Annotated in this window: 16 protein-coding genes; 14 read left to right on the plus strand and 2 right to left on the minus strand. The window is 70.7% G+C overall.

Annotation, left to right across the window (positions count from 1 at the left end; translation table 11 throughout):
* Window positions 1-14: 14 nt before the first annotated feature.
* The gene (locus tag ACQPZG_RS26285; protein WP_433548185.1) at window positions 15-701 is read right to left on the minus strand and encodes a maleylpyruvate isomerase family mycothiol-dependent enzyme; all 687 of its coding nucleotides are present in this window, start codon (window positions 699-701) and stop codon (window positions 15-17) included.
* A 312-nt stretch (window positions 702-1,013) separates the two neighbouring features.
* Here ACQPZG_RS26285 and uvrA point away from each other — a divergent pair, with 312 nt between their 5' ends.
* Both uvrA and ACQPZG_RS26295 read left to right on the plus strand, forming a co-directional pair.
* The gene (gene uvrA / locus ACQPZG_RS26290; RefSeq protein WP_433548186.1) at window positions 1,014-4,025 is read left to right on the plus strand and encodes an excinuclease ABC subunit UvrA; all 3,012 of its coding nucleotides are present in this window, start codon (window positions 1,014-1,016) and stop codon (window positions 4,023-4,025) included.
* A gap of 491 nt (window positions 4,026-4,516) precedes the next feature.
* A complete protein-coding gene (locus ACQPZG_RS26295) occupies window positions 4,517-4,945 on the plus strand; it encodes a Rieske (2Fe-2S) protein (protein ID WP_433548187.1) in 429 nt (142 codons plus the stop codon).
* A 25-nt stretch (window positions 4,946-4,970) separates the two neighbouring features.
* Here ACQPZG_RS26295 and ACQPZG_RS26300 read toward each other — a convergent pair whose 3' ends face one another.
* The gene (locus ACQPZG_RS26300; RefSeq protein WP_433548188.1) at window positions 4,971-5,930 is read right to left on the minus strand and encodes a hypothetical protein; all 960 of its coding nucleotides are present in this window, start codon (window positions 5,928-5,930) and stop codon (window positions 4,971-4,973) included.
* A 249-nt stretch (window positions 5,931-6,179) separates the two neighbouring features.
* On the opposite strand from ACQPZG_RS26300, the gene ACQPZG_RS26305 reads away from it, so the two are divergent.
* From ACQPZG_RS26305 to ACQPZG_RS26360, 12 genes are all read left to right on the plus strand, one after another.
* Window positions 6,180-6,806: a papain-like cysteine protease family protein gene (locus ACQPZG_RS26305; RefSeq protein WP_433548189.1), complete on the plus strand. Its 627-nt coding sequence runs from the start codon at window positions 6,180-6,182 to the stop codon at window positions 6,804-6,806.
* Window positions 6,807-6,811: 5 nt separating this feature from the next.
* Window positions 6,812-7,672, plus strand: a complete 861-nt coding sequence (locus ACQPZG_RS26310) for a hypothetical protein (protein WP_433549555.1) — start codon at window positions 6,812-6,814, stop codon at window positions 7,670-7,672.
* Between the two features lie 85 nt (window positions 7,673-7,757).
* Window positions 7,758-9,827 (plus strand): excinuclease ABC subunit UvrC, encoded by a 2,070-nt coding sequence (gene uvrC, locus ACQPZG_RS26315; RefSeq protein WP_433548190.1) that lies wholly within the window; start codon window positions 7,758-7,760, stop codon window positions 9,825-9,827.
* On the plus strand, window positions 9,796-10,785 hold the full coding sequence (rapZ, locus tag ACQPZG_RS26320) for an RNase adapter RapZ (RefSeq protein ID WP_433548191.1): 990 nt from the start codon (window positions 9,796-9,798) through the stop codon (window positions 10,783-10,785). The genes uvrC and rapZ overlap by 32 nt, the downstream gene beginning before the upstream one ends.
* Window positions 10,782-11,840, plus strand: coding sequence for a gluconeogenesis factor YvcK family protein (locus ACQPZG_RS26325; protein ID WP_433548192.1), 1,059 nt, complete (start codon window positions 10,782-10,784; stop codon window positions 11,838-11,840). The genes rapZ and ACQPZG_RS26325 overlap by 4 nt, the downstream gene beginning before the upstream one ends.
* A complete protein-coding gene (gene whiA, locus ACQPZG_RS26330) occupies window positions 11,831-12,886 on the plus strand; it encodes a DNA-binding protein WhiA (RefSeq protein ID WP_185025491.1) in 1,056 nt (351 codons plus the stop codon). Before ACQPZG_RS26325 ends, whiA begins: the two co-directional genes overlap by 10 nt.
* Before the next feature lie 188 nt (window positions 12,887-13,074).
* Window positions 13,075-16,020 carry a M14 family zinc carboxypeptidase gene (locus tag ACQPZG_RS26335; RefSeq protein WP_433548193.1) on the plus strand — a complete coding sequence of 982 codons (2,946 nt, stop codon included), beginning with the start codon at window positions 13,075-13,077 and terminating at the stop codon, window positions 16,018-16,020.
* 237 nt (window positions 16,021-16,257) lie between these two features.
* Window positions 16,258-17,268, plus strand: a complete 1,011-nt coding sequence (gene gap, locus ACQPZG_RS26340) for a type I glyceraldehyde-3-phosphate dehydrogenase (protein ID WP_433548194.1) — start codon at window positions 16,258-16,260, stop codon at window positions 17,266-17,268.
* Between the two features lie 122 nt (window positions 17,269-17,390).
* Complete coding sequence (locus ACQPZG_RS26345; RefSeq protein WP_433548195.1) at window positions 17,391-18,602, plus strand: phosphoglycerate kinase; 1,212 nt, start codon at window positions 17,391-17,393, stop codon at window positions 18,600-18,602.
* A gap of 7 nt (window positions 18,603-18,609) precedes the next feature.
* Window positions 18,610-19,389, plus strand: coding sequence for a triose-phosphate isomerase (tpiA, locus tag ACQPZG_RS26350; protein WP_433548196.1), 780 nt, complete (start codon window positions 18,610-18,612; stop codon window positions 19,387-19,389).
* Between the two features lie 139 nt (window positions 19,390-19,528).
* Complete coding sequence (gene secG / locus ACQPZG_RS26355; RefSeq protein WP_185025482.1) at window positions 19,529-19,765, plus strand: preprotein translocase subunit SecG; 237 nt, start codon at window positions 19,529-19,531, stop codon at window positions 19,763-19,765.
* A 172-nt stretch (window positions 19,766-19,937) separates the two neighbouring features.
* Window positions 19,938-20,273, plus strand: coding sequence for an RNA polymerase-binding protein RbpA (locus tag ACQPZG_RS26360; protein WP_384349574.1), 336 nt, complete (start codon window positions 19,938-19,940; stop codon window positions 20,271-20,273).
* Window positions 20,274-20,289 lie beyond the last annotated feature (16 nt).

Here is a 20,289-nt window from a genome sequence, read left to right on the forward strand (position 1 = left end):
GCCTAGTACCGCGCCTACAGCGGCGGCAGTACGGGCAGCGGGCCGCCGGAGGCGGTCAGCGCGGACCCGTCGCGGCGGCCGGCCAGCCACCCCAGGAGGTCGGCGGCGCCGCCGATCACGGTCACCGGGTCGCCGTCCGTCCCGCCGGTGGTCCACCGCTGTCCGTCGGCGGCGGTCAGCGTCGTGGGCGGCACGCTCGCGTTGCCCGTGAAGCGGTCGGCGAGGAAGGCGATCTCGCGCCCGGTGAACTCCTCGGGGAGGTCCTCCAGCTCGTAGCCGATGCCGAGGTCCACGTGGTGCAGCTCGACCTCCACCAGACGCCGGAACGGCACCCGGGACGCCGAGTCCGTGACGCCGTTGCGCAGCTCGACGGTGCGGCTCCAGTCGGCGCTCGCGTCTGCCGTGGCCGCGAAGGCGTCGGCCGTCGCCCTTACGTCCTGGAGCTGTGCCTCCAGCGGACGCGGGGCGTCGCGGGTGATGTCGGCCTCGCGGGCCTCGGCGCTGACGTACATGGGGCGGCCTGCGAGGACGTTCAGCAGGGCGTCGGCGTTGCGGGCCAGGTGCGCCAGGACGTGGCCGCGCGTCCAGCCGGGCAGCCGTGACGGTTCGGCGACGGCGGCGTTGTCCAGCTCGGACGCGCGGGCGAGCAGGCGGTCCATGGCGTCGTTCAGCAGGGCCAGATCGTGCACATGATCATTCATGGGGCAGACGATATGCCGCCCCGGATTCGCCGGGCCACTCGTTCGGGTGAAGTCGGCGGGCTCGGTCCGAGAATCGAATGTACGTGCTATACGCTCAAGGGGAACATCTGGGCCTCAGGCATCCTTGAGTACAGAGCTGACGCTACAGAGCTGAACTCAAGGACAACGCTCAGCAGACCCCTCTAGCCTGGAATCCCCGGAAGCCCTGAAAACCCGGAGCCGGCATCAGTCCCGGACCGAGCAGGACCGTCCCGGGACCCCGACGGGGGATCCCCAGCACCCCTGCTCCTCTCAAGAAAGGTGCGGACCGGCGTGGCCGACCGTCTCATCGTTCGTGGCGCTCGCGAGCACAACCTCAAGAACGTCTCGCTCGACCTGCCCCGGGACTCCCTGATCGTCTTCACGGGTCTCTCCGGGTCGGGCAAGTCCTCCCTCGCGTTCGACACGATCTTCGCCGAGGGGCAGCGCCGGTACGTCGAGTCGCTCTCCTCGTACGCACGGCAGTTCCTCGGCCAGATGGACAAGCCGGACGTGGACTTCATCGAAGGCCTCTCGCCCGCCGTTTCCATCGACCAGAAGTCGACCTCGCGCAACCCGCGCTCGACGGTCGGCACCATCACCGAGGTCTACGACTACCTCCGCCTGCTCTTCGCCCGCATCGGCAAGCCGCACTGCCCCGAGTGCGGACGGCCCATCTCCCGGCAGTCCCCGCAGGCCATCGTGGACAAGGTCCTGGAGCTGCCCGAGGGCAGCAGGTTCCAGGTCCTCTCGCCGCTCGTGCGCGAGCGCAAGGGCGAGTTCGTCGACCTGTTCGCCGAGCTCCAGACCAAGGGGTACAGCCGGGCCCGGGTCGACGGCCAGACCATCCAGCTGACCGAGCCCCCCACGCTCAAGAAGCAGGAGAAGCACACCATCGAGGTGGTCATCGACCGCCTCACCGTGAAGGAGAGCGCCAAGCGGCGGCTCACCGACTCCGTGGAGACCGCCCTCGGTCTCTCCGGCGGCATGGTCATCCTCGACTTCGTCGACCTCGACGCGGACGATCCGGACCGCGAGCGGATGTACTCCGAGCACCTCTACTGCACCTACGACGACCTGTCGTTCGAGGAGCTGGAGCCGCGTTCGTTCTCCTTCAACTCGCCCTTCGGCGCCTGTCCCGACTGCTCCGGCATCGGTACGCGCATGGAGGTCGACGCGGACCTCATCGTCCCCGACCCGGACAAGTCGCTCGACGAGGGCGCCATCCACCCCTGGTCGCACGGACACACCAAGGACTACTTCGCCCGCCTGGTCAACGCCCTGGCGAGCGAGCTGGGCTTCAGCACGCAGATGGCGTGGGCGGGGCTGCCGCAGCGCGCCAGGAAGGCCCTGCTGTACGGCCACAAGACGCAGATCGAGGTCCGCTACCGCAACAGGTACGGCCGCGAGCGCGCGTACACCACCTCCTTCGAGGGTGCGGTGCCGTTCGTGAAGCGCCGGCACGCGGAGTCCGACAGCGACTCCAGCCGGGAGCGCTTCGAGGGCTACATGCGCGAGGTGCCCTGTCCCACCTGTGCGGGCACCCGCCTCAAGCCGCTGATCCTGGCGGTGACGGTGATGGAGAAGTCCATCGCCGAGGTCTCCTCGATGTCGATCAGCGAGTGCGCCGACTTCCTCGCGCAGCTCACCCTGAACGACCGCGACAAGAAGATCGCCGAGCGGGTGCTGAAGGAGGTCAACGAGCGGCTGCGCTTCCTCGTCGACGTCGGCCTCGACTACCTGTCGCTGAACCGCCCGGCGGGCTCCCTCTCCGGCGGTGAGGCACAGCGCATCCGGCTCGCGACCCAGATCGGCTCCGGCCTGGTCGGCGTGCTGTACGTCCTGGACGAGCCGTCCATCGGCCTGCACCAGCGCGACAACCACCGCCTCATCGAGACGCTGGTGCGGCTGCGCGACATGGGCAACACCCTGATCGTCGTCGAGCACGACGAGGACACCATGAAGGTCGCCGACTGGATCGTCGACATCGGTCCCGGCGCGGGCGAGCACGGCGGCAACGTCGTGCACAGCGGCTCCCTGAAGGGGCTGCTCGCCAACAAGCAGTCGATCACCGGGCAGTACCTGTCGGGCAAGCGAGCCATCCCGACCCCCGACGTGCGCCGCCCCGTGGACCCGTCGCGCCGGCTCGTCGTGCACGGGGCCCGCGAGAACAACCTGCGGGACATCGACGTGTCCTTCCCGCTGGGCGTGCTGACCGCCGTCACCGGTGTGTCGGGTTCCGGCAAGTCGACGCTGGTCAACGACATCCTGTACACGCACCTGGCACGCGAGCTGAACGGTGCCCGGAGCGTGCCCGGCCGGCACACCCGGGTCCAGGGTGACGACCTCCTCGACAAGGTCGTGCACGTCGACCAGTCGCCGATCGGCCGCACCCCGCGGTCCAACCCGGCGACGTACACCGGAGTCTTCGACAAGATCCGCAAGCTCTTCGCGGAGACGACGGAGGCCAAGGTACGCGGCTACCAGCAGGGCCGGTTCTCCTTCAACGTCAAGGGCGGCCGCTGCGAGAACTGCTCCGGCGACGGCACGATCAAGATCGAGATGAACTTCCTGCCGGACGTCTACGTCCCGTGCGAGGTGTGCCACGGCGCGCGCTACAACCGCGAGACGCTCGAAGTGCACTACAAGGGCAAGAACATCGCCGAGGTGCTCAACATGCCGATCGAGGAGGCGCTCTCCTTCTTCGAGCCGGTCACCTCGATCGCCCGGTACCTCAAGACGCTCGACGAGGTCGGGCTGGGGTACGTGCGGCTGGGGCAGGCGGCGACGACGCTCTCCGGCGGCGAGGCGCAGCGCGTGAAGCTGGCGGCCGAGCTCCAGAAGCGGTCGTCCGGACGGAGCGTCTACATCCTCGACGAGCCGACCACAGGACTGCACTTCGAGGACATCAGCAAGCTCATCAAGATCCTTGAGGGGCTTGTCGACAAGGGGAACTCGGTGATCGTCATCGAGCACAACCTCGACGTGATCAAGACGGCTGACTGGGTCGTCGACATGGGCCCGGAGGGCGGCAAGGGCGGCGGACTGGTCGTGGCCGAGGGCACTCCGGAGCAGGTCGCGGGGGTGGCGGCGAGCCACACCGGGAAGTTCCTGCGGGACATTCTGGACCCGAGCCGGATCAGCGACGCGACGCCGGTGGTGGGCAGGGCTTCCGGGCGGAAGAAGGTGGCAGCCGCGAAGAAGGTGGCAGCCAAGTCCGCCGCGGTGTCGCCCGCGGCGGCCAAGAAGGCGGTCAAGAAGGCTCCCGCCAAGAAGGCCCCCGCGAAGAAGGCCACCTCCCGCTGACGCCGGGGCTTCGCGCCCCTCGCACCCCGACCCGCCGGCCTGGCACGGCGGGTCGGGGCGTGTTTCCCTGCCCTTTCACCCCGTGGGTGCCTGACTCTCCTCCCCCCCCAGCCCCTTCGCGCGGCGGCGCCACCTCACTCTTCCGCCTCTCAGACCCTTCACCCCGCTCCTTCCCGAAACCGGGGTTCCGCCCCGGACCCCGGGTGGCGAGCCCGGCCACGGGTGGGAGGGGGACGCGCGCGAGGAGTGTGACTGGGCGCGCCCGCGCGGCGGAGCCGCACAGTGAGACAGGCCCCCTGCCCCTGAAGGGGCGCGGGGGCTGGGCGCCCCTGCGCCGACGCCGCACAGTGAGCCCCGCGCGCCGGTGCCGCACCGCGGTGCGGCCGGGCAGTCCCGCCCCCGGCCCCCCTGCCCGTGCCGCCCCCGGTATCGTCGACCCCGGTCGCGTCGACCCACCCGCGCCACCACCCCCTCGTACCACGGGAGACACCATGTCCGGCCAGACCACCCCCCGCCGCACCGTTCTCAAGGGCGCCGCGCTCGCCGGCGCGGCCGGACTGGGTGTGGCCGCCTGCTCCACCGAGTCCAAGCTCGGGCACGCCCAGACGCCGACGCCGACCGCCCCGGTCGCCCTCGGCGACGCGTCCGCCGTGCCCGTCGGCGGGTCCAAGCTCTACCGCGAGCAGCGGGTCGTCGTCAGCTGCCCCGCGAAGGGCCAGTACAAGGCGTTCAGTGCCCAGTGCACGCACGCCGGCTGTGTGCTCGACAAGGTCGAGGCGAACGAGGGCAACTGCCCCTGCCACGGCAGCCGGTTCGACACCACCACCGGACAGGCCCTCAACGGTCCAGCCACCGCACCGCTCCCGGCCGTCCCGGTCAAGGTGGAGAACGGCAAGCTGATCGCCGGACCGGACGCGTAGCCGACCGACCAGCACGCCGTGGCGGTCACTCCCAGTCCCAGTCCACCCCGAGGATGCCCGGCCGCACCCCCTGCTCCACGAAGTGCACCGTGCCGTGCCGCCCGCTCAGGGTGAGGTCCTGCCGGGCCACTCTCGGAGACAGAGCCGTCGCCCGCGCGAAGCGGCGGCACCGCACCGGCAGGGCCGCCTCGTCGAAGCGCACCTGAAGCACGTACTGGCCTCCCGCGAAGCTGAAGCCGCGCACGTATTCGCTGCTCGCCCCGCCGGTACCGTCCTCGAAGCCGTACCCGAAGAGGTACGTGTCCCCGGCGCGCAGCCTCGCGTCGAAGAGCAGCTCGGCGACCACCACTCCGGTCTCCCGGTGCCAACGAACCCGTCCGGTACGGCAGTTCTCCCAGGCCCGCACCGCCACCCGGGACGGATCGCAGCCCGGGTCGCCGTGGTGGATGGCCAGGTAGCGGTCGACGCCGTCGCGGTGCGCCCGTACGACGTGCTGGGAGTCGCGTCCCACCAGCTCCCGGTCGGCCCCGATGCGTACCCGCTCGTGATGGCCGACCGTGTGCAGCCCGCCGTCCTGCGGCGACTCCAGTTCGGCGAGCAGTCCTTCCACCGAACCCGAGACCTCCACCAGTGACCGGTACGAACGTGTCGCGGGCCGCTCGGTGTCGCCGCCCGCGCCCTCGGCCGGCAGGAGCCGGATCAGCGATGCGGCGGGCAGCCCCAGCACCCCCTCCAGCTCCCGCACGGCACGCAGGGACTCGGGGCGCTGCGGGCGGCGTGCTCCCTGCTGCCAGTAGCTCAGGCTGGTCACGCCGACCTTGACGCCACGGCCCGCGAGGTGGTGCTGGACCCGTTGCAGGGGCAGCCCGCGCAGGGCGAGCGCCGCGCGCAGCGCCAGGTGGAAGGGTCCCGTGCGCAGCAACTGTTCGAGGTCCGGTTCCGCCGGAAAGGAGGTTTCCTCGCCCGGTGTCGGGTGCTGCCGCATCACGGCTCCTGGGGGTGGCGGTCAATTCTCGTGGCGGTGAACGTTCACGGCGGAGCGCCGGACCGGCGTGCCGCTGTCGGCGAAGCGGGCTGCTCGCGGGGCGGGGGCGCGTTCACACACCCGTCACCCCGTTCACAGTGCCGTGTCCTCCGCATTGAAGCGTGTTGACCTGCACTCGACAAGCGTCGATGCTCCTCAGCAGCGTCCGGACGCGCTCCTCCACTCACCCCCCGCCTCGGGAGGAACGCGATGCGCAACCCGCACAGGAGACGGCTCACCCTGGCCGCCCTCGCCGCCGCGACCCTGCTCGCCGTCCCCACGGCGACGGCAACGGCCGCACCCCGACCCAGCGACCCGGCAGACCGGGCCGAGACCGGGCAGTCGTCCCCGCTGCTCGCCGCCAAGCGCCTCGGCATCACCATGCAGGCCCAGGAGAAGACCAACTGGTGCTGGGCCGCGGGCGGCAACACCATCGCCGCCTGGTTCGGCAAGAAGTACAGCCAGAACCAGTTCTGCAACGCCGCCTTCGGCCGCAGCCAGAACACCGCCTGCCCCAACAACCAGGCCACCCTGGGCAACGTCCAGCGGGGTCTGTCCTGGGCGGGCGTGAACCCCGGGTCGTACGTCACCGGCTACCTGCGCTACCCGACCGTGCAGAGCGAGATCACCGCGAACCGCCCGATCGAGACCCGCATCCAGTGGCAGAGCGGTGGCGGCCACATGCACGTCATCTACGGCTACGACACCGCGAACAGCTGGGTCTACTGGGGCGACCCGTGGCAGACCAGCGACCGCTACAACTGGGCCTCGCACGCCTGGTACGTCAACAACAACTCGTTCTCCTGGACCCACTCGCTCTACAAGATCGGGGCGTGACGACGATGACCCCCCACGCATCGACCCCTCGCACGGCGCACCCCCGCCTCGCAGCCGCCGCCGTCGCCGCCGTCACCACCGCCCTCGTGCTCGGTCTCGCCGGCCAGGCCGGTGCCGACGAGAACCCGTCCGCCCGCGCCCTCCAGGACGCGGCCGCCCAGGCCCACCGGGCGGCCGTCGCCCCCGCCAGCCTCGACACCCTGTCCCGCTTCTTCGCCAGGGACGGCGCCGTCAGCCGCGACGCCACGCCGCGCGTGCAGCCCACGACCGTGCCGGTCTACACCCTGTCCCCGGACTTCGTCGCGGGAACACCGGGAGCCGAGGTCGCGAAGCTGGAGTTCCTGGCGGGCGCGGCCGTCTCCTCCGACGGCCGGAAGGCCTCCGTGTGGATGGCTCCCCACGAGGGCGCCTGGAAGGTCGTCAACATCGCCACCGGCGACGACGAGACCCGGTACGCGGCCGAGGGCGCCCGCAAGCTGCCCGGCGGCACCGTCTTCCGCGAACCCCAGATCGACGCCTGGTACGTGCACGACGCCTCGCGCGTGCTGCCCCTGGACGCGGACGCGGTACGCGCCGTGGGCACCCGGGGCGCGACCCTCGCCGCCTACCGCGCCCGCGTGCACCGCGCGTACGCGGACAAGCTCCCCGGCACCGCCTACGCGAAGCAGGGCAGAGCGGGCGGCTACGCAGCGGCCGGAGCGGCCGGTGCCGCCGGTGCCGCGGTGGCCCCCGCCGGGCACGGGACCGCCGCTGTGAGCGACAGCACTCCGGCGGTTCTGCCGGCGGCGGGCGGGGCGCTCGCGCTGCTGGGCGCGGCGGGTATCGCCGTGGCCCGACTGCGCGGCCGACGGGAGGCCGCCGGGTAACCGCCGCCGCACCCCACGGCCAACAGCCGGGGCGCCCCCGCCCGGGGCACCCCGGCTGTCAGTGGCCGCAAGTAGGCTGTCCGACATGGCAGATCCCTCCAGCTACCGGCCGCGGCCGGGCCAGATCCCCGATTCCCCGGGGGTCTACAAGTTCCGCGACGAGCACCGCCGGGTGATCTACGTCGGGAAGGCCAAGAGCCTGCGCCCGCGGCTGTCCTCGTACTTCCAGGATCTCGCCAACCTCCACCCGCGCACCCGCACCATGGTCACCACCGCTGCCTCCGTCGAGTGGACGGTGGTGTCCACCGAGGTCGAGGCGCTCCAGCTGGAGTACTCCTGGATCAAGGAGTTCGACCCGCGCTTCAACGTCAAGTACCGCGACGACAAGAGCTACCCGTCCCTCGCGGTGACGCTGAACGAGGAGTACCCCCGCGTCCAGGTCATGCGCGGCCCCAAGAAGAAGGGCGTGCGCTACTTCGGCCCGTACGGACACGCCTGGGCGATCCGCGAGACGGTCGACCTGATGCTCCGCGTCTTTCCCGTACGCACCTGCTCCGCCGGAGTGTTCAAGCGCTCCGCCCAGATCGGCCGCCCCTGCCTGCTGGGCTACATCGGCAAGTGCGCCGCCCCCTGCGTCGGCCGGGTCACCGCCGAGGAGCACCGCGAACTTGCCGAGGACTTCTGCGACTTCATGGCCGGCCGCACCGGCACGTACCTCCAGCGCATCGAGCAGCAGATGATGATCGCCGCCGAGGACATGGACTACGAGAGGGCGGCCCGTCTCCGCGACGACATAGGGGCGCTCAAGCGGGCCCTGGAGAAGAACGCGGTCGTCTTCAACGACGCCACCGACGCCGACCTGATCGCCGTCGCCGAGGACGAGCTCGAAGCCGCCGTGCAGATCTTCCACGTCCGCGGCGGGCGCGTGCGCGGCCAGCGCGGCTGGGTCACCGACAAGGTCGAGAACGTCGACACGGCCGGTCTCGTCGAGCACGCCCTCCAGCAGCTGTACGGCGAGGAGCAGGGCGACGCCGTGCCCAAGGAGGTGCTGGTCCCCGCCCTGCCCGAGGACACTCCCGCCGTCAACCAGTGGCTCAGCGGCCGGCGCGGCTCGAACGTGTCCCTGCGCATCCCGCAGCGCGGCGACAAGAAGGACCTGATGGCCACGGTCCAGCGCAACGCCGCGCAGGCCCTGGTCCTGCACAAGACCAAGCGCGCCTCCGACCTCACCACCCGCTCCCGCGCGCTGGAGGAGATCGCCGAGGCCCTCGGCCTGGACGGCGCGCCGCTGCGCGTCGAGTGCTTCGACATCTCGCACCTCCAGGGCGACGACGTCGTGGCGTCCATGGTGGTCTTCGAGGACGGGCTGCCCCGCAAGAGCGAGTACCGGCGCTTCGAGATCAAGGGCCGGGTCGGAGACACGCAGGTCTGGCACGCCGAGGGCCAGGACGACGTCCGCTCCATGCACGAGGTGATCGCCCGGCGCTTCCGGCGCTACCTCCAGGCCAAGGAGAAGACGGGGGACTGGGTGGCCGGAGGCGAGGTCCCCGAGCAGGACCCGGACGACGGCAGGCCCAAGCGCTTCGCCTACCCTCCGCAGCTCGTCGTCGTCGACGGCGGGCAGCCGCAGGTCGCGGCGGCCAAGCGGGCCCTCGACGAGCTCGGGATCGACGACGTCGCCGTCTGCGGCCTCGCCAAGCGGCTCGAAGAGGTCTGGCTGCCCGACGAGGACGATCCGGTGGTCCTGCCGCGCAGCAGCGAAGGGCTCTACCTCCTCCAGCGGGTCCGCGACGAGGCGCACCGCTTCGCCCTCACCTACCAGCGCAACAAACGGGCCAAACGCTTGAGGGCCGGGCCCCTCGACGAGGTGCCGGGCCTCGGCGAGACCCGCAAGCAGGCCCTCCTCAAACACTTCGGTTCGGTGAAGAAGCTGCGGTCCGCCACAATTGACCAGATCTGCGAGGTTCCGGGCATCGGCCGCAAGACGGCCGAGACCGTGGCCGCGACCCTCGCCGCAGCGGCCCCGGCCGCACCCGCCGTGAACATGGCGACAGGAGAGATCATCGAAGACGACGAGGAGACCGCGCCCGCGGCCGCCCCGTCATGGAACGGGGGCACCACGCATGACCGAGAACCACGAGATCCCACGCACTGACCCGGAGCCCACGACGGGACCGGTCGCCACCCACGACGGAGACGGAGCACAAGTGAGTACGGGCACGACGCGGGAGACCGCGGAGCCGGCCGAGGCGCCCATCCCCGAGCTGGTCATCATCTCCGGCATGTCCGGGGCGGGCCGCAGCACCGCCGCGAAGTGCCTGGAGGACCTCGGCTGGTTCGTCGTCGACAACCTGCCGCCCGCGCTGATCCCCACCATGGTGGAGCTCGGCGCCCGTTCCCAGGGCAACGTGGCGCGCATCGCCGTCGTCGTCGACGTCCGCGGCCGCCGCTTCTTCGACAACCTCCGCGAGTCCCTCGCCGACCTCGACGCCAAGGGCGTCACCAGGCGCGTCGTGTTCCTGGAGTCCTCCGACGACGCCCTGGTCCGGCGCTTCGAGTCGGTCCGCCGCCCGCACCCCCTGCAGGGCGACGGCCGCATCACCGACGGCATCGAGGCCGAACGCGACCTGCTGCGCGAGCTGCGTGGCGACGCCGACCTGGTGATCGACACCTCCAGCCTCAACGTCCACGAACTGCGCGCCAAGATGGACGCCCAGTTCGCCGGCGACGAGGAGCCGGAGCTGCGCGCCACCGTCATGTCCTTCGGCTACAAGTACGGCCTGCCCGTCGACGCCGACCTCGTGGTCGACTGCCGCTTCCTGCCCAACCCGCACTGGGTCCCGGAACTGCGCCCCTTCACCGGCCTCCACGAGGAGGTGTCGGGGTACGTCTTCAACCAGTCGGGCGCCAAGGAGTTCCTCGACCGCTACACCGAGCTGCTCCAGCTCATCGCCACCGGCTACCGCCGCGAGGGCAAGCGGTACGTCACCATCGCGGTCGGCTGCACCGGCGGCAAGCACCGCTCCGTCGCCATGTCCGAGAAGCTGGCCGCCCGGCTGTCCACCGAGGGTGTCGAGACCGTCGTCGTCCACCGGGACATGGGGCGCGAGTGACCAACCGCACCGTCCGGCTGCACCGCCTGCGCAGAGTCACCTCCGCGCTCGCGGGCGAGCCGTCCACCCGTGCCGCACGCGGCAGGCGCGGCGCCACGCCCAAGGTCGTCGCCCTCGGCGGCGGCATGGGCCTGTCCGCCTCGCTCGCCGCGCTGCGACGCATCACGGGCGATCTGACCGCCGTCGTCACCGTGGCCGACGACGGCGGCTCCAGCGGCCGGCTCCGGGAGGAGCTGGGCGTGCTGCCCCCCGGCGACCTGCGCAAGGCCCTCGCGGCGCTGTGCGGCGACGACGACTGGGGCCAGACCTGGGCCCGGGTGATCCAGCACCGCTTCCAGTCCAAGGGCGACCTGCACGAGCACGCGGTCGGCAATCTGCTGATCGTCGCCCTCTGGGAACAGCTCGGCGACCACGTCCAGGCCCTGGACCTGGTCGGCAGGCTCCTCGGGGCGCACGGCCGGGTGCTGCCCATGTCGGCGGTCCCGCTGGAGCTCCAGGCGCTCGTACGGGGGCACGATCCCGCGCGCCCGGACGAGGTGGACACCGTGCGGGGGCAGGCGACGGTCGCGCTGACGCCCGGCGACGTCCAGTCGGTGCACCTCGTACCGCACGATCCGCCCGCCGTTCCGGAGGCGGTGGCGGCGGTTCTTGACGCCGACTGGGTGGTTCTCGGACCCGGATCCTGGTTCTCCTCGGTGATCCCCCACCTGTTGGTGCCAGAACTGCTCGATGCCCTGGTGGAGACCAAGGCGAGGCGCATTCTGTCCCTCAATCTCGCGCCCCAGCCGGGCGAAACCGAGGGCTTTTCCCCGCAGCGTCATTTGGAGGTTTTGGCCCGACACGCCCCTAAACTCGCCCTCGACGTGGTGCTGGCCGATCAGGCCGCCGTGCCCGACCTTCCCTCACTCGCCGATGCCGCGAAACGGTTCGGTGCGACGGTCGAGCTGGCGCCGGTGGCCCGGCCCGACGGAGCCCCCAAGCACGACCCGGAGCTCCTGGCAGCCGCGTACGACCGTATTTTTCGGATGCATGGAAGGATCGGCCCATGGCGATGACGGCAGCGGTGAAGGACGAGATCTCCCGGCTTCCCGTCACCCGGACCTGCTGCAGAAAGGCGGAGGTCTCGGCGATCCTTCGGTTCGCGGGCGGGCTGCACCTGGTCAGCGGCCGCATCGTGATCGAGGCGGAGCTGGACACGAGCTATGCGGCACGCAGGCTCAAGAAGGACATTCTGGAAATCTTCGGGCACAGCTCGGAGCTCGTCGTGATGGCCCCCAGCGGCCTGCGCAGGGGATCGCGCTACCTCGTACGCGTGGTGGCGGGCGGCGACCAGCTCGCACGCCAGACGGGGCTCGTGGACGGCCGCGGACGCCCCATCCGGGGTCTGCCCCCGCAGGTGGTCTCGGGGGCCACCTGTGACGCCGAGGCGGCCTGGCGCGGGGCCTTCCTCGCGCACGGCTCGCTCACCGAGCCCGGCAGGTCCTCCTCCCTGGAGGTCACCTGCCCCGGCCCGGAGGCGGCCCTCGCCCTGGTCGGCGCGGCCCGCAGGCTCTCCATCGGCGCCAAGGCGCGCGAGGTGCGCGGCGTGGACCGGGTGGTCGTACGGGACGGCGACGCGATCGGCGCCCTGCTGACCCGGCTCGGCGCGCACGAGTCGGTGCTGGCCTGGGAGGAGCGGCGGATGCGCCGCGAGGTCCGCGCCACCGCCAACCGGCTCGCCAACTTCGACGACGCCAACCTGCGCCGCAGCGCCCGCGCCGCAGTCGCCGCCGGAGCCCGCGTCCAGCGCGCCCTGGAGATCCTCGGCGAGGAGGTGCCCGAGCACCTCGCCGCCGCGGGACGGCTGCGCATGGAGCACAAGCAGGCGTCCCTGGAGGAACTGGGCGCGCTGGCCGAACCGCCGCTCACCAAGGACGCGGTCGCGGGCCGCATCCGCCGCCTGCTCGCGATGGCGGACAAGCGGGCGCAGGACCTCGGCATCCCCGGCACGGAGTGCAATCTGACCGAGGACATGACCGAGGAGATCGAGGAGGAGATGGCCAAGGGCCTCGCCCACGCCCACGCCAACGGCATGGCGAGCGGCATGGCCGGGAGTCTGTGACGACGAGGGCGCGTCCCCGGTGACGTGTCCGCCGGAGTTCCTGACTCCACCTCAACAAGCTGCTCCTGGGACCCTGTTGGGTGCCAGGAGCAGCTTGTTGCGGGCGCCGCGCGCTCTTGACGTGACCATGAAAGGTCATGAGTCTGGCGTCTGTTCACCCACGTGACGGACGACAGCAAGGGGGGCACATGAGACGCCGAGCGAGATCGATCCTCGCCGCTTCTTCACTGCTGATGGCCGGGGTCGCGGTCGTACCCGCAGCCCAGGCACAGCCCGCCGGGAGCACCGCGGAGGGGGGTGACGGCATCGCGGTGTGGAAGGCCGAGGTCACCCAGGAGCAGGTGCCGCTGCTGCTCAAGGCGGGCACCGACGCCCACGAGCTCAGTGAGCGGGTCCCGGACCGGGGCACCGCCACCGTCGAGCTGATCCTCACCCGGAAGCAGGCCGCCGACCTGCGCGGCCAGGGCATCGACATCAGCGAGCACAAGGTGGCCCAGAAGGCACGGGCCGCGGCCCCCGGGGACGGCGTGTTCCGCCCGTACAGCGGGAAGGGCGGCCTCCAGGAGGAGATCCTCGCCACCGCGCAGCGGAACCCGGGCATCACCAAGGTCGTCAGCATCGGCAAGAGCCTCCAGGGCAAGGACATCCTGGCGCTCAAGCTCACCAAGAACGCCAAGAGGACCGCGGACGGCTCCAGGCCCGCGACGCTCTACCTCTCCAACCAGCACGCGCGGGAGTGGATCACCCCGGAGATGACCCGGCGGCTGATGCACCACTACATAGACAACTACGGCAAGGACAAGCGGATCACGCACCTGGTGGACCGCAGCGAGATGTGGTTCCTGCTCTCCGCCAACCCGGACGGCTACGACTTCACGCACGCCGCCCCCGCCAACCGCCTGTGGCGCAAGAACCTCCGCGACAACAACGGCAACGGCACCATCGAGCCCGGCGACGGCGTCGACCTCAACCGCAACTTCGCCTACAAGTGGGGTTACGACAACGAGGGTTCGTCCCCCAGCCCGGCCAGTGAGACCTTCCGGGGGCCGAAGCCGAACTCCGAGCCGGAGACCCAGGCACTCGACGCCTTCGAGCGGCGCATCGGCTTCAAGTACGCCCTCAACTACCACTCGGCGGCCGAGCTGATCCTCTACGGCATCGGCTGGCAGGTCGCCACGGGCAGCCCCGACGACGTGGCCCTCAAGGCCCTCGCGGGCACTCCGGAGAACCCGGCGGTCCCCGGATACCGCCCGCAGGTCTCCTCCGAGCTCTACACGACCAACGGCGAGTCCGGCGGCCACGCGGGCAACGTCCACGGCATCAAGATGTTCACGCCGGAGATGACGACCTGCCAGGTGGCCTCCAGGATCGACCCGGACGACCGCTGGCGGCCCGAGGACTGCCAGTCCGGCTTCAACTTCCCCGACGACGAGAAGCTGATCCAGCAGGAGTTCGCGAAGAACGTCCCGTTCGCGCTCTCCGTCGCGGAGACGAGCCTGACCCCCGACCGGCCGAAGTCCGTCGTCGGCGTCGACGCCCCCGACTTCACGCCCGACCCGTTCACCTCCTCCTACGCCCGCCACCGGGACCAGGAGATCAACGTGACGGTCCGCAAGTCGGTGCGCGACAAGGAACTCAAGTACCGCGTCAACGGCGGCAAGGTCCACGACCAGGCCCTGAAGGCGTGGGACGGCGGCCTGGTCTACGGGGACGAGGACAACGAGTACTTCGACGACTACCGCGCCAAGGTCCAGGACGGCAAGCCGGGCGACAAGGTCGAGGTCTGGTTCACCGGCCGCACCAAGGCCGGCAAACCCACCTCCAGCGAGCGCTTCACCTACACGCTCGCCAAACGCCCCGCGGCCGCCCACCTGGTGGTCGCCGAGGAGGGCGCGCCCGCGACGCACGTCCAGAAGTACCTCGACGCCCTCCGGGTGAACGGGCGCTCCGCCACCGTCTGGGACGTCGCCACCCAGGGAACGCCGCACCCGCTGGGCGTACTCGGCCACTTCGACTCGGTCGTGCACTACACCGGTGCCTCCGTGCCCGGCGGCCCCACCCAGCTGGCGCTGCGGTCGTACCTCAACGAGGGGGGCAAGCTGGTCGAGGCCGGTGAGAGGGCGGGCGGCGCGGCACGGCTCGGCCCGGCCAACACCGACGACTTCAGCCAGTACTACCTCGGCGCCTACGGACGGGTGAGCACCCCGGGCGCCACCGGCCTCGCCGGCACCGGCGCGCTCCGGGGGATCACCACCCCGCTGACCGCCGCCCTCGGGAACCCGCTCGACGCGGCGGGCTCCTACCTGGTCACCTCGGACACGCTTCCGGCCGCGCAGTTCCCGCAGTTCAGGAGCGCCCCGGCAGGCCGTTACACGGGGGTCACGAACCCGTACGCGCCGTACGAGGGGCAGGGCATGGCCTCGGCGACCAGTACCAACGGCCACTGGAAGCGACTGACGCGCACCGTGGACCTCACCGGCGTCGGCGCCGCCGACAAGCCCGCGCTGAAGATGGCGCTGAGCTGGAACACCGAGCCCGAGTACGACCACGCGCTCCTGGAGGCGCGCACCGAGGGGGCCGACGACTGGACGACCCTGCCCGAGGCGAGCGGCCTCACCACCAATGCCGTCCCCGCCGAGTGCGAGGCCGGGTTCTTCCTCCAGAACCACCCGTTCCTGGCCCGCTACCTCACCCCGGGCACGGACACCTGCACCGCCACCGGCACCAGCGGCGCCTGGAACAGCTTCACCGGTTCCTCCTCCGGCTGGAAGCAGGTCTCCTTCGACCTGAGCGCCTACGCGGGCAAGAAGGTCGAGCTGTCGCTGTCGTACGTCACCGACCCGGGCAGTCTGGGCCGCGGCGTCTTCGCCGACAACGCCCGGATCAGCGTCGGCGGCACCGACCGGGCCGTCGAGGGCTTCGAGACCTCCCTCGGCGCGTGGAGCGCGTCCGCCCCGCCGCCCGGCAGCCCGCCGGTCGCCGCCCCGTGGGCCCGTACGGGAGAGCTCTTCTCGACGTACGCGGGCGTCACCACGCGTGACACCGTCCTGCTCGGCTTCGGGCTGGAGCACGTACCGGACGCCCGGCAGCGGGCACGGCTCCTGGAGAAGGCCCTCTCCAGCATCAAGGGCTGACCCCGGGGACGCCCCCGTTCCTCACTGAGAGTAGTGGGGCCGAAGGTCCCGCCGGCTCGTGCTCCCCGCGTGGTTACTGGGGAGTACGGGCCGGTGGTCCGTTCCCGGCCCGTGTCCGGGCCCACTCGATGCGGCGGCTCGGTCTACGGAGAGGTAGGGTCGGAGGCGGTCGGGGACATCCCATACAAGCTTCGCCGTGGCGTCGAAACCCGGCGTACCTAACGAGGAGATCGGTTCGTGACGATCCGCGTAGGCATCAACGGCTTCGGCCGCATCGGACGCAACTACTTCCGGGCGCTGCTGGAGCAGGGTGCGGACATCGAGATCGTGGCTGTCAACGACCTGGGTGACACCGCGACCACCGCGCACCTCCTGAAGTACGACACCGTCCTGGGCCGCCTCAAGGCCGAGGTGTCGCACACCGAGGACACCATCACCGTCGACGGCCACACCATCAAGGTGCTGTCCGAGCGCAACCCCGCCGACATCCCGTGGGGCACCCTCGGCGTCGACATCGTGATCGAGTCGACCGGCATCTTCACCAAGAAGGCCGACGCCGAGAAGCACCTCGCGGGCGGCGCCAAGAAGGTCCTCATCTCGGCTCCGGCCAAGGACGAGGACATCACGATCGTGATGGGCGTCAACCAGGACAAGTACGACGCGGCCAACCACCACATCATCTCCAACGCCTCCTGCACCACCAACTGCGTGGCGCCGATGGCCAAGGTTCTCGACGAGAACTTCGGCCTGGTCAAGGGCCTGATGACGACGGTCCACGCGTACACCAACGACCAGCGCATCCTGGACTTCCCGCACTCGGACCTGCGTCGCGCCCGCGCCGCGGCCGAGAACATCATTCCGACCACGACGGGTGCCGCCAAGGCCACCGCCCTGGTCCTCCCGCAGCTCAAGGGCAAGCTCGACGGCATGGCCATCCGCGTGCCCGTCCCGACCGGTTCGGTCACCGACCTGGTCGTCGAGCTCGGCCGCGAGGTCACCAAGGACGAGGTCAACGCCGCGTTCAAGAAGGCCTCCGACGACGGCGACCTCAAGGGCTTCCTCACCTACACCGAAGACCCGATCGTGTCCTCCGACATCGTCGGCGACCCGTCGTCCTGCACCTTCGACTCCTCGCTGACGATGGTCCAGGAGGACAAGACGGTGAAGGTCCTCGGCTGGTACGACAACGAGTGGGGCTACTCCAACCGTCTGGTCGACCTGACGGTCTTCGTCGGCGGCCGGCTCTGATCAGCGCATACTGATCAGCCACACTGAGAGCACCATGATGTGAGCTACAGGGCTCGGGCAGCGCGACGCGGCGCTGTGCGAGCCCTGTGGCCTGTCCAGCCCTCCTGAGGAGCCCTATCTTCATGAAGACGATCGACGAACTTCTCGCCGAAGGGGTCGCAGGCAAGCGGGTCTTCGTCCGCGCCGACCTCAACGTGCCGCTCGACGGTACGAAGATCACCGACGACGGCCGCATCCGCGCCGTCGCGCCGACGATCGCCAAGCTCGCCGCCGAGGGCGCGCGCGTGATCGTCGCCTCGCACCTGGGCCGCCCCAAGGGCGCCCCGGACCCGGCCTTCTCGCTCGCCCCGGCCGCCGCACGGCTCGGTGAGATCATCGGCCAGGACGTGGCGTTCGCGACCGACACGGTCGGCGAGTCCGCCCGCAGCACCGTCGACGCGCTGACCGACGGCAAGGTCGCGGTCATCGAGAACCTGCGCTTCAACGCCGGTGAGACCGCCAAGGACGACGCCGAGCGCGGCGCCTTCGCCGACGAGCTCGCCTCCCTCGCCGACCTCTACGTCGGCGACGGCTTCGGCGCGGTGCACCGCAAGCACGCCTCGGTCTTCGACCTCCCGGCCCGCCTGCCGCACGCCGCCGGCGACCTCATCGCCACCGAGGTGGGCGTCCTCAAGAAGCTCACGGAGGACGTCAAGCGGCCGTACGTCGTCGTCCTCGGCGGCGCGAAGGTCTCCGACAAGCTCGGCGTGATCGACCACCTGCTGGAGAAGGCCGACAAGATCCTCGTCGGCGGCGGCATGGCGTACACCTTCCTCAAGGCCCAGGGCCACGAGGTCGGCATCTCGCTGCTCCAGGAGGACCAGGTCCCGGTCGTCCTGGAGTACCTGTCGCGTGCGGAGAAGAAGGGCGTGGAGTTCGTCCTGCCGGTCGACGTCCTGGTCTCCCCGGAGTTCCCCGACCTCAAGGGCAGGACCCCGGCCCACCCGGACACCGTCGCGGCCGACGCCATCCCCGCCGATCAGGAGGGCCTGGACATCGGGCCGCGGACCCGCGAGCTGTACGCTGCGAAGATCGCCGACGCGGGCACGGTCTTCTGGAACGGCCCGATGGGCGTCTTCGAGCACCCCGACTACGCCGGCGGAACCGCCGCCGTGGCGCAGGGCCTGCTGGACAGCAACGCCTTCACCGTCGTCGGCGGTGGCGACTCGGCCGCCGCGGTCCGCATCCTGGGCTTCGACGAGAACGCGTTCGGCCACATCTCGACCGGCGGCGGCGCAAGCCTCGAATACCTGGAAGGCAAGACCCTTCCCGGCCTTGCCGCACTGGAGGACTGATCCCTACATGAGCACCACCCGTACCCCGCTGATGGCGGGCAACTGGAAGATGAACCTCAACCACCTTGAGGCCATCGCCCACGTCCAGAAGCTCGCCTTCGCCCTGGCCGACAAGGACTTCGACGCCGTCGAGGTCGCGGTCCTGCCGCCCTTCACCGACCTGCGCTCCGTGCAGACCCTGGTCGACGGCGACAAGCTGAAGATCAAGTACGGCGCCCAGGACCTGTCGGCGCACGACTCCGGCGCGTACACCGGTGAGATCTCCGGCGCGATGCTGGCCAAGTTCAAGTGCGCCTACGTGGCCGTCGGCCACTCCGAGCGCCGCCAGTACCACCACGAGACCGACGAGGTCGTCAACGCCAAGGTCAAGGCCGCGTACAAGCACGGCCTGACCCCGATCATGTGCGTCGGCGAGGGCCTGGACGTCCGCAAGGCCGGCCAGCAGGTCCCGCACACGCTCGCCCAGGTCGACGGCGGCCTGAAGGACATCCCGGCCGAGCAGGCCGAGTCCGTCGTCATCGCCTACGAGCCCGTGTGGGCCATCGGCACCGGCGAGGTGGCCACCCCCGAGGACGCGCAGGAGGTCTGCGGCGCGATCCGCGGCCGGCTCGCCGAGCTGTACTCGCAGGAACTGGCCGACAAGGTCCGCATCCAGTACGGCGGCTCCGTCAAGTCCGGCAACGTGGGCGCGATCATGGCGCAGCCCGACGTGGACGGCGCCCTGATCGGCGGCGCGGCGCTGGACGTGGACGAGTTCGTCAAGATCGTGCGCTTCCGCGATCAGTAGTACTCGCAGTGAGTAGGCCCTCGGGCCGATCCGTCGTACTCTGACGGGGGTCGGTGGCACGCCACCGGCCCCCGTCGTTTTTCTCGTGCTTGTCCCGCACCTGTCGTACTTGTCTAGATCCGAGGAAGTTGGTCCAGCCGTGGTTATGGGGTTCTCGATCGCCCTGATCGTATTCAGCCTGCTGCTGATGCTGCTGGTTCTGATGCACAAGGGGAAGGGCGGCGGCCTCTCCGACATGTTCGGCGGTGGCATGCAGTCCTCCGTCGGAGGGTCCTCGGTCGCCGAGCGCAACCTTGACCGGATCACCATCGTCATCGGGCTGATCTGGTTCGCGCTCATCGTGGTGCTCGCCCTGCTGATGAAGCTCAGGAGCTGACCGGTCGTCCCCGGTACACGGGGGCAGGCGCGGCCTATCATGGGGCGTGCGTCCCGCGGCCGGGTAAGTAACTCCCGTCACTGGACGCGCGTTGGGCCTTTCGTAGACTGGGCGCCCGCCGCGAAGCCGCTCGCCGAAGCTTCGCAGCACCATCACGCAGGGAGTTACGACCGTGGCAAGTGGCAACGCGATCCGGGGAAGCCGGGTCGGAGCGGGGCCGATGGGTGAGGCCGAGCGCGGCGAGTCCGCGCCCCGCCTGCGCATCTCCTTCTGGTGCTCCAACGGGCATGAGACACAGCCGAGTTTCGCCAGCGACGCGCAGGTCCCGGACACCTGGGACTGCCCCCGCTGCGGATTCCCGGCCGGCCAGGACCGGGACGACCCGCCGGCCCCGCCGCGCATCGAGCCCTACAAGACGCACCTCGCGTACGTGCGGGAGAGGCGCAGCGACGCGGACGGCGAGGCCATTCTCGCCGAGGCACTGGCGAAACTGCGCGGCGAGATCTAGGAACTCGGAGACGGCC

Origin of the sequence: Streptomyces sp. CA-294286, assembly GCF_050947155.1 — a bacterium.
Lineage (GTDB): Bacteria > Actinomycetota > Actinomycetes > Streptomycetales > Streptomycetaceae > Streptomyces.

Bases quoted from the DNA above. Each gene is read 5' to 3' on its own strand.
- ACQPZG_RS26285 (WP_433548185.1), bottom strand. From the start codon at position 701: ATGAATGATCATGTGCACGATCTGGCCCTGCTGAACGACGCCATGGAC.
- ACQPZG_RS26295 (WP_433548187.1), top strand. From the start codon at position 4,517: ATGTCCGGCCAGACCACCCCCCGCCGCACCGTTCTCAAGGGCGCCGCG.
- ACQPZG_RS26300 (WP_433548188.1), bottom strand. From the start codon at position 5,930: ATGCGGCAGCACCCGACACCGGGCGAGGAAACCTCCTTTCCGGCGGAA.
- ACQPZG_RS26305 (WP_433548189.1), top strand. From the start codon at position 6,180: ATGCGCAACCCGCACAGGAGACGGCTCACCCTGGCCGCCCTCGCCGCC.
- ACQPZG_RS26310 (WP_433549555.1), top strand. From the start codon at position 6,812: ATGACCCCCCACGCATCGACCCCTCGCACGGCGCACCCCCGCCTCGCA.
- uvrC (WP_433548190.1), top strand. From the start codon at position 7,758: ATGGCAGATCCCTCCAGCTACCGGCCGCGGCCGGGCCAGATCCCCGAT.
- rapZ (WP_433548191.1), top strand. From the start codon at position 9,796: ATGACCGAGAACCACGAGATCCCACGCACTGACCCGGAGCCCACGACG.
- whiA (WP_185025491.1), top strand. From the start codon at position 11,831: ATGGCGATGACGGCAGCGGTGAAGGACGAGATCTCCCGGCTTCCCGTC.
- ACQPZG_RS26335 (WP_433548193.1), top strand. From the start codon at position 13,075: ATGAGACGCCGAGCGAGATCGATCCTCGCCGCTTCTTCACTGCTGATG.
- ACQPZG_RS26345 (WP_433548195.1), top strand. From the start codon at position 17,391: ATGAAGACGATCGACGAACTTCTCGCCGAAGGGGTCGCAGGCAAGCGG.
- tpiA (WP_433548196.1), top strand. From the start codon at position 18,610: ATGAGCACCACCCGTACCCCGCTGATGGCGGGCAACTGGAAGATGAAC.